The following is a 13474-nucleotide window of genomic DNA, read 5'->3' as shown; positions in this document are numbered from 1 at the left end:
AGCCGGCGACGACGTTCAATTACCCGGTTAGCGGGGTATCTCCGCTCGAAGTCAGGACGTGTCTGGTCCGATCCCCGGTCCAGGCCGCTTCGAGGATCGCGGTCAGGCTTGCGGTGTCGGTCGGGCCCGGATGGTTCTGGATCAGGCGGGTGACGCCACTGGCCATCTCCGCGAAGCGTGGGAGGTCGGCGCGGGCCACGCCGATGTCGGCCAAGGTGGGCGGGATGCCGATGTCGGCAAGGAGCCCGTCGAGCCAGGTGAGGAACGTGTCTGCGGCCTCGGCATCCGAGGCATCGGTCACGTCGAGCCCGCACACCCCGGCGAGGATCGCCAACCGGTCGCCGATGGCATCCCTGGCCGCGTCCAGCGCGTAGGGCAGCAGCAGCCCGACGCCCAGGCCGTGCGGCGTGTGCGTGGCTGCGCCGATGGGGTACTGGAGGGCGTGCGGGGCCGCGTTGCCCGCGTGGGAAAAGGCGAGCCCGGCGAGCATGGACCCGTAGGACATGTCCGCCCGCGCGTCCGTGTCGCCGCCGTCCCTGACCGCACGACGCAGGCTACGGGCGATCCGCTCCGCCGCCAGGAGCGCGTAGTGGTCGGTGATCGGGTTGCGGCCGAGGAACACCTGCTCCACCGGGTCGCGCGGTCCGTGGGCCCGAGGTCGCGCCGTGTAGCTCTCCACCGCGTGGCAGAACGCGTCGATGCCGGAGTGGGCGGTGACGGTCGGAGGGCAGGTGTAGGTGAGTTCGGGGTCGACGATGGCGAAGTCGGGCACGATGTGGACGCTGGAGACCCCCACCTTCAGCTCACGGTCCGGATCGGTCAACACCGAGACGGGGGTGAGTTCGGAGCCGGTGCCTGACGTCGTCGGGACCGCGACGAGAGGAATTGTCGGCCCCGGCACCTTCGACTCGCCGTAGAAGTCGCGCGGCGTACCACCGTGACGCCGGATGACGCCGACGATCTTGGCGAGGTCGATCACCGTGCCACCCCCGATGGCGAGGATCACGTCGGCGTCCACCTCCGCAGCCACCGAGACGGCCAGGGCGACATCGGCGAGTGGCACGTCTGGAGTCGCGTCGGCGAACACCTCGACGACGGCGACCTTCTCCCGCACGGCGGCCACGATCTCGGCCACACCCGGCTGCCCCAGAAGAACCTGGTCGGTCAGGATGAGGACTCGCGAGCCGCTCTCGGCCACCACTCGTGGAATGTTCTGGGCGACCCCTTCGCCCACTATCAGCTGGCGTGGTCCGCGGACGGTCTCAAGCATGTCGGTGCCTCTCCGGAACGTCGGCGGCGATGTGCGTGGCGTACGTCCCGGCCACCTGCGAGACCGGGACGGCGTCGGCGAGGGTGGCCGCCCGGATGGCGTCGGCGCGCCCGCCCGGCGGCGGTGTGCACGCCGGCGTAGTGGCCGGCGTCCCGGGTGCCCGCGGGCCGGTCATGGCCCGGCTCCCGTCCGCCGGGTGGAGACCGGCCAGGTCGCGTCCGCACAGGGCGCGGTGCTTCCCGGCGTACGCCCGGAGCATCAGGCCGGTCACGGTAGGTCGATCGCCGCGTAGGTGAGGTCGAGGTACTCGAGGATGCCCTCGTGCGACCCCTCCTTGCCGAACCCGGACTGCTTCACGCCTCCGAACGGAGCTGACGGGTCCGATATCAGACCACGGTTGATGCCGATCATCCCCGTGTCGAGCCCCTCGGCGAACCGCAGCGCCCGCTGGAGGTCACGGGTGAAGATGTATCCGACCAGGCCGTGCTCGGTGTCGTTGGCCTTCGCCATCACCTCGTCGTCGGACGTGAACGAGATGATCGGCGCGACCGGGCCGAAGATCTCCGCCCTGAGCATCCGCGCGTCGTCGGGCACGTCGACGAGGACCGTGGGCGGGTAGAAGTGGCCCGACCCGTCCGGACGCTCGCCGCCCACCAGGACCCGGGCGCCGCGATCGACAGCGTCGGTGACCAACTCGTCGATCGTGGTGACCGACGTGTTGTCGATCAACGCTCCGACGTCCACGCCGTCGTCGAGACCATGGCCCACCGAGAGCGCGCCCATCCGCTCGACGAAGCGCGCCGTGAACTCCTCGCGCACCGGCTCCTCGACGTAGATCCGGTTGGCCGCGATGCAGGACTGCCCGATGTTGCGCATCTTGGCCACCATGGCGCCGTCGAGCGCGACGTCCAGGTCCGCGTCGGCACACACGATCAAGGCGGCGTTGCCGCCCAGTTCCATGGAGGTGCGCAGCACGTTGTCCGCGGCCTGTCGGAGCAGCACGCGCCCGACCTCGGTCGACCCGGTGAACGAAAGCTTGCGGGTCCGACTGTCGGCGAGCAGTGCTGAGACCACCTCGCCGGCACGCTTGGTGGTCACCACGTTGACGACGCCCGGGGGGACGCCGACCTCCTCCATGATGCGGGCCAGGAACAGCATGGTCAGTGGCGTCTGGGCTGCCGGCTTGGTGATCGTCGTGCAGCCCGCAGCCAGCGCAGGAGCGATCTTGCGGGCACCCATGGCCAACGGAAAGTTCCAGGGCGTCACGAAGACGCACGGTCCGACCGGCTTCGGCACGGTGAGGATGCGATATCCACCTGCGGGAGCGGTGCTGTAGCGCCCCTCGACGCGCACCGCCTCCTCGGCGAACCAGCGGAAGAACTCGGCGCCGTAGCCCACCTCTGCCCGAGCCTCGGCGAGCGGCTTGCCCATCTCGAGCGTTATCAGTCGGGCGATCTCCTCGGATCGCTCGGTCAGTGCCCGGTACGTCGCGGTCAACAACTCTGACCGTTTCCGTGGCGGGGTCGCCGCCCACTGCGCCATTGCCTTGCTCGCCACGTCCAGCGCGGCAAGCCCGTCGACGACGTCGGCGTCCGCCACCTCGGCGATGCTCTTGCCGGTGGCCGGGTCCTCGACGGCGAAGGTGGCTCCGCTTGCGGCGTCGCGCCAGGCGTCGCCGATCCGGAGCCGCCGGTGCTCGGGGGCCAGGACCTTCATCGGGTCACTCATTGCGTCGCCTCCTGTGATTTCCCTGGTGTGGCGTGCCTCAGGGATCGCGTTGTGTGCGTGGACGGACGGGTCACCCGCCTTCGTCGGAGGCGAGGGTGGCGAGCAGGTCGAATGTGGCAGTGGCCCGGTCTGCCGGGCGACAACCCGCGCCACCGATCGCCGTCTCGGGCCACGGCCGCCTCAGCGGTCGGTCGAGGTGCGATTGCCGCGTGCGGACGCATGGTGCCGTCGCCACCCGGCGCGGTTACCGCCCAGCCTCGGACAGCGACAGTCCGGTGTCCGCATCGAACAAGTGCGCACGGTCCAGGTCGACCGTGACAACCAGCCGCTCGCCCGGCGTTCCGGTGACGGTGGGTCGTGCCTTGACCTTGAGGATCTCGGTCCCCACTCGGACGTCGACCACCGTTCGGTCACCGAGCGGCTCAAGCCCGTAGAGTTCCCCCGACAACGACGCGTGCCCACGCTGCTCGACGGACAGGTCCTCCGCGCGCAGGCCCAGCAGCAGCGCACGACCGTCCTCAGCCGTCGTCCAGCGGGGCCGCGGCAGCGTCCAGCCCTGTGCACCGATCAGACGATCTCCCTCGGCGTGGCAGGGGAGCAGGCTGATCGGTGGGCTCCCGACGAATCCTGCGACCCACTGGTTGGCGGGACGCTCGTACACCTCGGTCGGCGTTCCGACCTGTTGCACCTTCCCCTCCTTGAGGACCGCGACCAGGTCGGCCATGGACAGGGCCTCGACCTGGTCGTTGGTCACGTAGAGGAAGGTTGCTCCGAGGCTGCGGTGGATGCGGGTGAGCTCGGTGCGCATCTCGACGCGGAGCTTGAGGTCGAGGTTTGTCAGCGGCTCGTCCATGAGAAACGCGCGCGGCCGACGGACCAGCGCCCGGGCCAGGGCGACGCGCTGCATCTCACCGCCCGACAACTGCGCGGGACGACGCTGCAGCAGACGTTCGATGTGCAGCAGGTTCGACATCCGCTCGACGGCAGCGGTGATCTCGCTTGACGAACAGCGGCGTGCCCGCAGCGGCGAGGCGATGTTTTCGTACGCCGTGTGTCGCGGGTAGAGGGCGTAGTTCTGGAAGACCATGGCCAGGTCGCGCGCGGCCGGGGCGTCACCGGTCGCGTCCCTGCCGTCCAGGTGCACCGACCCGGCGTCGAGCTTCTCCAGGCCGGCGATCGCTCGTAGGGTCGTCGTCTTGCCTGCGCCGGAGGGCCCGAGCACGACGAAGAACGAGCCGTCCGGCACGTCCAGCGTCACCCCGTCCAGGGCCTGAACCTTGCCGAAGGACTTGCACAGCCCCTGCACTGCCACGGTTCCCATCAGGCCACCAGTTCTTCCGTGCTCACGTCGTAGACCGCCGGGGTTGCGCCGGTGTGCCGTAGCCCGACCGGTGCGTCGGCGGCGAAACGGACGGTCGGTGGCATCCGCACCCGGACGTCGTGCTGGTCGCCGTGGTCGACCACGTAGATGATCTCGTCGCCGAGCCACTCGGCCGAGACCACGCGGGCCGGGACCGAACGGTCCGCCCCTGGTTCGGTGACTTCCAGTGCCTCCGGCCGGACGCCGGCGACCAGGCGACGGTCGCGCGGCAGGCCCGGCGGTGGCGTGAGGGCCAGTCCGCCCTGACCGCGCAGCTTCCCGTCGGCCACCTCCACCTCGATCAGGTTCATCGGCGGGGAGCCGATGAACGCGGCACAGAAGAGACTCGCCGGACGGTCGTAGACTTCCAGCGGCGTGCCGATCTGCTCGACCCGGCCCTTGTTGAGGATGGCGATTCGGTGACCGAGCGACATCGCCTCGACCTGGTCGTGGGTGACGTAGACCATTGTCGTTCCCAGCTCACCCTGCAGGTGCTTGATCTCCGTGCGCATGTCCGCCCTCAGCTCCGCGTCCAGATTGGTGAGAGGTTCGTCCATGAGGAATGCGCGCGGTCGTCGCACCAGGGCGCGAGCAAGCGCGACGCGTTGCTGCTCCCCGCCGGATAGCTGGCGCGGTCGCCGGTCGAGCAGCGGGCCGAGCCGCATCAGCCGGGCGGCCTCGTCGACCCGCTCGCGCACCTCCGGCTTGGGCAGCCCCTCGGCCCGCAGGGGGAACGCCAGGTTGTCGCGGGTTCTCAGGTGCGGGTAGAGAGCGTAGAACTGGAACACCATGGCGATGTCGCGTTCGGCGGGCGGCAGGTCGTTGACAAGCGTGTCGCCGATGCGGATGTCGCCGGTCGTCTGCCTCTCCAGGCCGGCTATGGCCCGCAGCGTGGTCGTCTTGCCGCAACCCGACGGACCGAGCATCACGAACAGCTCACCGTCGCCGATGGACAGGTCCACGTGGTCGACTGCGACCGTCCCGTCCGGGTAGCGCTTGTGCAGGGCGGTCACCTCGATGCCCGCCATCAGCGTCGCACCGCCCCGAGCGTCACACCGGCGACGAGGTGCTTGCGCACCAGGTAGGCGAAGACGAGCACCGGTAGGGCGAACACCACGGAGGCGGCGGCCACCAGACCCCAGTCCGTCGTGGTGCCACCGATGAGGCCGGCGATGGCGGGTGGGGCGGTCCGCACGCTGTCGCTTGAGGTGAGGAAGATGGCGAACACGAACTCGTTCCAGGAGAAGATGAGAGCGAAGACCGCCGTCGCGGCGATGCCGGGCACGAGCAGGGGAAGGGTGAATCGCCGGAACGCCTGCAACCGGGTGTAGCCGTCGAGCATGGCGGCGTCCTCGTACTCCGCGGGCACCTCGTCGACGAACCCTTTCATCATCCAGATCGTGAAGGGGACGTTGAACGCGGTGTAGATGAGGATCAGACCGAGCTTGCTGTCGATGAGTCCGACCTGGCGGTACATGAGGAAGATCGGGATCACCACCACCACGGGCGGCATGAAGCGGGTGGACAGGATGAAGAACAGTTGGTCCTTCTTGGCCTTGACGGCGAAGCGTGAGTAGGCCCAGGCCGCCGGGACACCCAGGACGGTGGCCAGCAGCGTGGAGACCCCGGCGACCACGGCGGAGTTGAGGAACGCCACGGACAAGGGCGAGCGACCGCCGTCGGGGGCGACGAACACGTCCTTGAAGTGATCCATGGTGACCGTGAAGCCGAAGAACTCGGCCGGGACGGCGTAGACGTCCCGGTTCTCCTTGATGGACGTCTCGATCATCCACAGCACCGGGAAGAGCATCACGACGGCCAGCACGGTCAGCAGCGCGACTTCCAGCAGGGAGCGGCCCCGGCCGCCGAGGCGGCGCCTGGGGGGCGTGCGATCCGGGGCAGGACCTGTGGACACGGTCTCGTCGACGGAGACGGCCATCAGCCCTCCTTGAGCTTGTTCAGGTAGCGCAGGTAGAGCTGCGTGAGGACGATGACGACGAGGACCATGAGGATTCCGTACGCCGAGGCGGTTCCGGTGTTGAAGCCCAGGAACGCGACCTTGTAGACGTGGAACGACAGGGTCTCGGTGGAGACGCCCGGGCCTCCGTTGGTGAGGATGTAGACGAGGTCGAACAGCCGGAAGGCCTCGATGGCCCTGAACAGCACGGCAATGAGCAGTAGCGGCCACACCAGCGGAAGAGTGATGGTGCGGAACCGGAACCACTCGGACGCCCGGTCGATCGAGGCGGCCTCGTACAGGTACTTGGGAACTGCGGTAAGGCCGGCAAGTGCGATGAGCATGATGAACGGCGTCCATTGCCAGGTGTCGACCACGATCAGGGAGAGCAGTGCCGTTCGCTGCCGGGTGAGCCACTCCACCTGCCCCAGGCCGATCGAGCCGAGCATGCTGTTGATCACGCCGAATTGCGCGTCGAGCATGAATCGCCAGAACAGCCCGACCACGACCGGCGACAGCATCATCGGCACCAGGAACAGAGTGGTCAGCAGTCCCCGCCCGTGCGTGCGCCGGGAGATCAGGTAGGCGATGGCGAAACCGAGCACGGTCTGCAGGGTGACCGCGCCGACCACGTAGATCAACGTCGTCAGGGCCCGCTGGTGGACCTGCGCCGACGTCAGGATGGCGGTGTAGTTCCCGAACCCGACGAATCGGGCGGGCCCGCCGCGGGTGGCCGAGTAGTCGGTGAAAGACAGGTACAACGCCCACAACAACGGGAACACCGACATGGCGAGCAACAACAGCAGCGCGGGGGAGATGAAGGCCACGGCGAGCCCGCGGTCGCTCAGCCGACGGGACCGACCCGGTGCAGGTGGCGCCGCAGACGCCACCTGCCCGGGGTGTTCGGTCGTCAGAGGTACGGGGTCACTCACAGTCCGCCGCCACCCCTGCGGTTGCTGGAGTCGAGCACGGCCTGCTGCTCCTTGGCGATGTCGTCGAGCGCATCCTTCGGGCTCTTCGCGCCGTTGAGAGCCGCGTTCACGTTGGTGTTCTCGATGTCGACGAGGCGCGCGTACTCGGGCACGTTCCACATGTCCCGCATCCGCGGCACCGAGTCGGCGTACACCTGGTTGAACGGCCCGGCGTTGAGGAACTCGGGCGACTCCAGGGCGTCCGTCCGCGCTGGCACGCCACCAGCTGCGGCCCACTTCTTCTGGATGTCGGCCTGCTCGAACCACTTCATGAAGTTCAGGGCCTCAGCCTGGTTCGCCTCGGGGGAGTAGGCCGACACGTGCATCCCCATACCGCCGAGCGGGACCAGGTTGGTCTTCTGGCTCGGCAGGGTGGCAAAACCCAGCTTGTCGAGAATCTGCTCCCGAGTGGTGCCGAGCGTCGACTGCTTCGGATCGAGCAGGCCGCCGCTGGCGGCGATCCAGTTGAACGCGATGCATGCCTTGCCCTGGGCGACCGCCGCGTTCACCTCGTCGATGAACCAGTTGCCGGAGCCCTTGGCGGTCAGCGGCTTCATCTTGTTGACCAGGACGTCCATCGCCTCCTGGCCGGCGGCGTCGTTGAGGACGCCCTCGATCTTGCGCGTCTTGGCGTCCCAGAGGTTGCCGCCGTAGACGCCGTTGACCGTGTTGTAGGTTACGGCCGCGGCGTCGGAGCCGTTGGCCTGGTGGAAAGCCAGGCCGCTGACGCCAGGGTTGTCCGCCTGGCACTTCTCGGCGACTGAGATCATCTCGTCCCAGGTCTGCGGTGGCGTGTCGCCGATCAGGTCCTTGCGGTAGATCATCGTCCAGGTGTCGCCGAGCAGCGGCAGTCCGTACAGGCTGGCGTTCTCGTCGCGCTTGCCGGTCTCCGCCTGGGGGAACTGGCCGTAGGCCGCGAGGAGGTACGGGTTGTAGGCATTGACGTCGATGTTGCTCTTGACGAAGTCGGTGATGTCGAGGATGTTGCCGTTCGTCACGGCCTCGCCGATGTGTTGCGAGTCCAGGATCGCGATGTCGAAGTCGGTCTTGCGCGCGGCGAACTGGGTGAACATCGCGTCGTGCCAGTTCGCGTTCGGCACGGTGTTGACCTTGATCGTCGCGTTCGGCCGTTCCTTCTTGTACTCCGCGTTCGCGAAGGCTTCCAGCGCCTGGGCGGGCGGCCAGTCGAACCAGATGAAGCTGAGGGTCAGCGGGTCCGTGGTGAGCTCCGGGATGGTCGCCGGCGCCTTGGGGGCGCTCGCCGTCCCGCCGTCGTCCTGGCCATCGCCGCAAGCCGCCATGGTCGTGGCCACCAGCAGCATGGCCGCCGTCGCCAGCTGCACCTTCCGGCCGGGAACGGACGATCGTCCTCTTCGCTGTGGGTACCGCATCTTATCGCCTGCTTTCTGGGTGGGGGCTTCTAGAACCTCGCTATGTGCTTTGCACGAGCAGTTGCTGGGTTGTTCAGGCGTGTTGCCGGGCTGTCGCGGGGGCCGACCCGCGGGCCGGCGTCACGCCGCGATGTACTGGATCTCCATCCCGGCGAGGAGTCCTTCGGCCTATCTGCGGCCCGGTGACGAAGCGAGCAGGACGTCGAGCATGCTCATGGGAGCTCCAGGTGATCGAGGTAGAGCGATCGCGGGCGGTTCCTCGACGGTGCAGGATGGCGGGCATCCGCCGCTTTTCCTATACGATCCTGCGGGGGCGTCAGCATGTCGCAGAGTTGTGACTGATGTCAACAGGTTCGCGAACACGTAAGAAGGGACCTCACGTCACGATGGACGACGATGCGATGATCGCGCGGGGCCGTAGGGCCGTGACGGGCGGAACGTCGCCGGGAAGATCTGGCGGTCGGCTTGCCGACGAGGTGTACGACACGCTGCTCGGACAGTTGATGTCGCTACGGATCGAGCCTGGCTCCCGCGTCACGATCGACGTCCTGGCGCGAGAGCTGGGGGTCTCGCAGACGCCGATCCGAGACGCCCTGAACCGCATGGAGGCCGAGGGCCTGGTCGTGCGGGTGCCCCATGCCGGCTACCGCATCCCCCCTCAAATCACCCGTCAGCGATTCGAGGACATGCTCGAGGTCCGCCTGCTCCTCGAGCCGGCGGCGGCGCGCAGATCCGCCGAACGCGCATCCCTGGAGCAGGTGGCCGGTCTGCGCGGAATGCTGGAGGAGATGGCGGAGCTGGAGGGGGGCGCGGGGCCGACGGCCTACGGCGCCTTCGGTCTGCGCGACGCCGCTTTTCACGATCTCGTCGCCCTGAGCGCGGAGAACCAGGTCATACGTGAAGCGCTCGCGCGCCTGCACAGCCACGTGCACCTCTTCCGGCTGCACCACGACACGCAGGTCACCCACCTGGCCATGGCCGAGCACGAGGAGATCGTGGCCGCGATCGCCGCGCGTGACCCCGACGCCGCCGCGTACGCGATGCGTCGGCACATCCTGCGGTCCGGCGAGCGTTTCCGGCGATTGTTCGACGAGGCCAAGGGCGCGGACGCAGTGGCGGCGGAGGCTTGACGGGCGGGCTGGGCCCGGGAATGCTAACCAAATCGGATCGGATTGGATCTCCCTACCCGCCCCCAGATGCGAGGAGAAGCAGGTGCCCAGAGCGCTGCTCCTGACCGGCGACGCCGCCGAGGAACTCGACACCATGTATCCCTACTACCGCGTGCAGGAGGGCGGCTGGGACGTCGACGTCTCGTCACTGACGATGCGTGACGTGCAACTGGTCATCCACGAGTTCGACCCCAACTCCGACGCCTACGTGGAGAAGAACGGCCGGAAGCTGCCGGTCGACGTGCCGTGGGCGGAGGTCGACGTCGAGCGCTATGACGCCCTCATCATCCCCGGGGGACGTGCCCCCGAGTGGATCCGGGTCAACGCCGACGTCAGGCGCATCACCGAGCACTTCTTCGCGCGCAACCTCCCCGTCGCACTGGTGTGCCACGGTGCGCAGGTACCAGCGGTGTACGGACTACTGAAGGGTCGAAAGACGGCCTGCTTCCCACCCATCACCGGTGACATGGAGAACGCGGGCGCGACGGTAATCGACGCTCCCGACGTCGTGGACGGCAACCTCGTCTCCTGCCGGGGGTGGCCCGACATGCCGCAGTTCGGCAGGGCGATGATGGAGCTCTTCTCGAAGTCCGTCGACCCCTCATCGGCATGAGCACACCTGGCCCGCCCCGATGACGACACTTCGGACTGTCACAGTCGACGGCTCCCCCGTCCACGTCCTGGAGGGCGGCACCGGGCCGGCGGTGCTGATGCTGCACGGCTCCGGGCCCGGCACGACCGGGTCCGGCGCCTGGGCAACGACCGCGCAGGCGCTGGGCACGTCCTGGCACCTGGTGGCTCCTGACCAGGCGGGGTTCGGCCGTACACCGGTCCCGGAGGGCTCCGCCGGTGGGCTCCGGCTTTGGTCGGAGCAGGCCGCGGGCCTGATGGATGCTCTCGGTATCGACGACTACGCCGTGGTGGGTCACTCCATGGGCGGTGCCGTGGCGCTGGCGTTGGCGGCCGCGCGTCCCCGGCAGGTCACCCGGGTCGTGGCGGTCTCGACGATGGGTGCCCCCGGAGCGCCGCTGTCCGCCGATCTCGACGCGGTCTGGGCCGCCCCCGCCGGCCCTCTCGGGGCACGAGACATGCTGAGCCGCCTCGTCCTCGACCAAGCGCTCGTGACCGACTCGGCCGTCGACGCCCGTGCGACTGCGATGCGAGCGGGGGCGGCCGCCTACGCGTCGTTGTTCCCTCCACCGAGGGCACGATGGGTAGACGATCTCACCCTATCGGCGCAAACACTGGCCGCGGTCCGCGCGCCCGTGCTGCTCGTGCACGGCGCCGAGGACCGGGTCACCCCGATCGAGACGGCAACCCGGCCCTTACTCGAACACCTGGCCGATGTCCGTCTGCACGTGCTCGGCCGATGCGGGCACGTGCCGGCGATCGAGCACCCGCACGAGTTCAGGCAACTGCTGTCGAGCTTCCTCGGCGGGGACCGCTGTCACTGAATTGCGACGGCAGGTCTGACGTGAGGCGGATGGTGTCGAGTGGCGGAAGCTCAGTCAGGATCGGTAGATGGCGAACGTCTGGTCCGGTGTGACGATTGACTGCCTTGACCCCGAGCGGGTAGCCCGATTCTGGAGCGGCCTGCTCGGTCGCGAGCCCGGTCCGTCGCAGGAGGGTTGGGTTTACCTCGGTGAACGAGGTGACCCTCAGCCACGGCTGGTGTTCCAGCCGGTGTCGGAGGCCAGCACCGGCAAGGTGCGGGTTCACCTCGACATCTCCGTCGACCAGATCGACGAGGCTATGGCCCTGGTCGTCGATCTCGGTGGCCGGTTCACCGGCGAACGGCACGACTACGACGAGGGCGTGGTTGTCGTGATGGCCGACCCGGAGGATCACGAGTTCTGCCTGGTCCAGTACTACGGCTGACGGTGGACCCACTGGCATGCCTTCGCAGCCGTTATATTGCCGTGTGTGGAGACTCTGTTGCGCGAACCCACGTTCCTGATTCTCACCGCCGGTCCGCACACTGCTGGGCTGACCGGGTCCGCGCACTCGGTGGCGTCCCGGCCCATTCTGCTCGGCCCGGCACGCCTGTCACCGCCGTTCGGCGTGCTTCCTGGTCGCGGGGCCGATCCGCTGGGAGCGATACCAGCGGGGCGACAATGCACCCTGTCCGATCGCTACACTCCCTGAAAAAGTCCGGGACTGCCCGCAGAACCCGGTGAGGTGATCAGAGTCGGATGGAGATGCCATTGAGCCGCGACAAGGCCGCACCCCCCGGAATCGACCTCACCGTTCCCAGCGTGGCCCGGGTCTACGACTACTTCCTGGGCGGTAAGGACAACTTCGAGGTCGACCGGAAGGTCGCCGAGCACGCCCTGCGGATCACTCCGGACGGGCCGGCCGCCGGCCAGGCGAACCGCGCCTTCCTGCGCCGGGTGATCCGATACCTCGTGACCGAGGCCGGCATCGATCAGTTCCTTGACATCGGGTCAGGACTGCCTACCCAGGGCAATGTGCACGAGGTCGCCTCCGAGCACAACCCGAGCGCCCGGGTGGTGTATGTGGACAACGACCCGATCGTCCTGACGCACGGCCGGGCTCTGCTCTCCGCGGAGGGCACGGCGACGGTGATTCAGGCTGACGTCCGGCGTCCGCAGGAGATCCTCGATGATCCGGACGTCCGCCGGTTTCTCGACTTGGGCCGGCCGGTCGGGTTGTTGCTCTTCGCGATCCTGCACCACCTCGGTGACGACGAGGAGCCGCGAGCGGTGTCGGCAGAGTTGATCGACGCGCTGCCGTCGGGCAGTTACGTGGCGATCTCGCACTTCCGTGATCCGGGGGAGCGGGATCCGGAAGGCTCTCGTAAGGCCCGTGAGGTCGAGCGGGTCTTCAACGAGTCGCTGGGCACCGGCCGCTGGCGTACCGACGAGGAGATCCTCTCCTTCGCCGATGGGCTTACGGTGCTGGAGCCGGGGCTGGTGCCGCTGGCCGAGTGGCGCCCGGATCCGGGCACGTCCGCGCCGAAACAGACCGACACCTACCACACCTTCGTCGGACTACTTGCCCGCAAACCGTAGACCGTCGCGACGACGCTGACTGGTGTCCATCTCGAACAGTTGATGCGGCAAGGGAAAGTGCGGGTTCGATCGATGTCAGTACCCTGCGGGCATCGATTGGTTCGTCGGTAGTCGCGTCAGGAGGCATGCGGTGCGGGGTTTACCTCCCGCCGCCTACGGCGGCTTTGTACTGGTCTTCGGGGTGGTCCTCATGGTGATGGGGGCTGAGCGAGGCTACGCGTTCGTCGCTGGGGTGCCAGGGCACGTCGCGGTCAGTGACTGCCACTTCGAGTCTGGCGGCAAGCGGAACGGCTGGGCCTGTTCGGGCCCCTTCACCGCAGACGACGGCAGCGTCCACATCGACCGGGTACACATCCGCCCCTTGCTCTACGACCGGCCCGTCGGCGCGATCGGGGCCAAGGTGGCGGGGCCAAGCGCCACCTCCGCCTGGGAGCCGGACCCCTGGTTGCTGCTGCCAGCCGGCGGAGGTCTGGTCCTCTTCATGCTCAGCGCATTCGGTCTGTGGTCGACGCTGCGCTCCGATTGAGACGGCTCGGAGGCAGCGGCTGACGCCGAGCTTGCGGAGCTGCGCTTCTTGCGGGTTGGTGGCGTCTGCC

The 13474-nt window shown here is 68.2% G+C and carries 14 protein-coding genes; 6 read left to right on the top strand and 8 right to left on the bottom strand.

All coding sequences use genetic code 11. From position 1 onward, the window contains the following. Nucleotides 1–19 precede the first annotated feature (19 nt). The 8 genes from ACFY2A_RS15745 to ACFY2A_RS15710 all read right to left on the bottom strand — a co-directional run bounded on the left by ACFY2A_RS15745 (nucleotide 20) and on the right by ACFY2A_RS15710 (nucleotide 8629). Nucleotides 20–1270 carry an iron-containing alcohol dehydrogenase gene (locus ACFY2A_RS15745; protein WP_387172168.1) on the bottom strand — a complete coding sequence of 417 codons (1251 nt, stop codon included), beginning with the start codon at nucleotides 1268–1270 and terminating at the stop codon, nucleotides 20–22. Next, on the bottom strand, nucleotides 1263–1541 hold the full coding sequence (locus tag ACFY2A_RS15740) for a hypothetical protein (RefSeq protein ID WP_387172166.1): 279 nt from the start codon (nucleotides 1539–1541) through the stop codon (nucleotides 1263–1265). The genes ACFY2A_RS15745 and ACFY2A_RS15740 overlap by 8 nt, the downstream gene beginning before the upstream one ends. Further along, the gene (locus ACFY2A_RS15735; RefSeq protein ID WP_387172164.1) at nucleotides 1538–2998 is read right to left on the bottom strand and encodes an NAD-dependent succinate-semialdehyde dehydrogenase; all 1461 of its coding nucleotides are present in this window, start codon (nucleotides 2996–2998) and stop codon (nucleotides 1538–1540) included. The genes ACFY2A_RS15740 and ACFY2A_RS15735 overlap by 4 nt, the downstream gene beginning before the upstream one ends. A gap of 244 nt (nucleotides 2999–3242) precedes the next feature. Then, a complete protein-coding gene (locus ACFY2A_RS15730; RefSeq protein ID WP_387172162.1) occupies nucleotides 3243–4319 on the bottom strand; it encodes an ABC transporter ATP-binding protein in 1077 nt (358 codons plus the stop codon). After that, nucleotides 4319–5386: an ABC transporter ATP-binding protein gene (locus tag ACFY2A_RS15725; protein WP_387172161.1), complete on the bottom strand. Its 1068-nt coding sequence runs from the start codon at nucleotides 5384–5386 to the stop codon at nucleotides 4319–4321. Before ACFY2A_RS15725 ends, ACFY2A_RS15730 begins: the two co-directional genes overlap by 1 nt. Beyond that, entirely contained in the window at nucleotides 5386–6297 is a 912-nt protein-coding gene (locus ACFY2A_RS15720) for a carbohydrate ABC transporter permease (protein ID WP_387172158.1), read from the bottom strand. Before ACFY2A_RS15720 ends, ACFY2A_RS15725 begins: the two co-directional genes overlap by 1 nt. Then, on the bottom strand, nucleotides 6297–7142 hold the full coding sequence (locus ACFY2A_RS15715; RefSeq protein ID WP_363925381.1) for a sugar ABC transporter permease: 846 nt from the start codon (nucleotides 7140–7142) through the stop codon (nucleotides 6297–6299). Before ACFY2A_RS15715 ends, ACFY2A_RS15720 begins: the two co-directional genes overlap by 1 nt. A 101-nt stretch (nucleotides 7143–7243) precedes the next feature. Beyond that, a complete protein-coding gene (locus ACFY2A_RS15710; RefSeq protein ID WP_387172156.1) occupies nucleotides 7244–8629 on the bottom strand; it encodes an extracellular solute-binding protein in 1386 nt (461 codons plus the stop codon). Nucleotides 8630–9063: 434 nt separating this feature from the next. Between ACFY2A_RS15710 and ACFY2A_RS15705 the strand changes: the two genes are divergently transcribed. From ACFY2A_RS15705 to ACFY2A_RS15680, 6 genes are all read left to right on the top strand, one after another. Then, nucleotides 9064–9807, top strand: a complete 744-nt coding sequence (locus ACFY2A_RS15705) for a GntR family transcriptional regulator (RefSeq protein ID WP_363925383.1) — start codon at nucleotides 9064–9066, stop codon at nucleotides 9805–9807. Nucleotides 9808–9889: 82 nt separating this feature from the next. After that, nucleotides 9890–10459: a DJ-1/PfpI family protein gene (locus ACFY2A_RS15700; protein ID WP_387172153.1), complete on the top strand. Its 570-nt coding sequence runs from the start codon at nucleotides 9890–9892 to the stop codon at nucleotides 10457–10459. A 19-nt stretch (nucleotides 10460–10478) separates the two neighbouring features. Further along, nucleotides 10479–11300 carry an alpha/beta fold hydrolase gene (locus tag ACFY2A_RS15695; protein ID WP_387172151.1) on the top strand — a complete coding sequence of 274 codons (822 nt, stop codon included), beginning with the start codon at nucleotides 10479–10481 and terminating at the stop codon, nucleotides 11298–11300. A gap of 67 nt (nucleotides 11301–11367) precedes the next feature. After that, on the top strand, nucleotides 11368–11724 hold the full coding sequence (locus tag ACFY2A_RS15690; RefSeq protein ID WP_387172149.1) for a VOC family protein: 357 nt from the start codon (nucleotides 11368–11370) through the stop codon (nucleotides 11722–11724). Between the two features lie 314 nt (nucleotides 11725–12038). Beyond that, on the top strand, nucleotides 12039–12878 hold the full coding sequence (locus tag ACFY2A_RS15685) for an SAM-dependent methyltransferase (protein ID WP_387172147.1): 840 nt from the start codon (nucleotides 12039–12041) through the stop codon (nucleotides 12876–12878). 130 nt (nucleotides 12879–13008) lie between these two features. After that, nucleotides 13009–13404: a hypothetical protein gene (locus tag ACFY2A_RS15680; RefSeq protein WP_387172145.1), complete on the top strand. Its 396-nt coding sequence runs from the start codon at nucleotides 13009–13011 to the stop codon at nucleotides 13402–13404. Nucleotides 13405–13474: the final 70 nt, after the last annotated feature.

Source organism: Micromonospora sp. NPDC000442 (genome assembly GCF_042898635.1).
Classification (GTDB): Bacteria; Actinomycetota; Actinomycetes; order Mycobacteriales; family Micromonosporaceae; genus Micromonospora.
The sequence above is the reverse complement of the archived record's forward strand: the minus strand, read 5'-3'. Positions and strand labels throughout refer to the sequence as shown.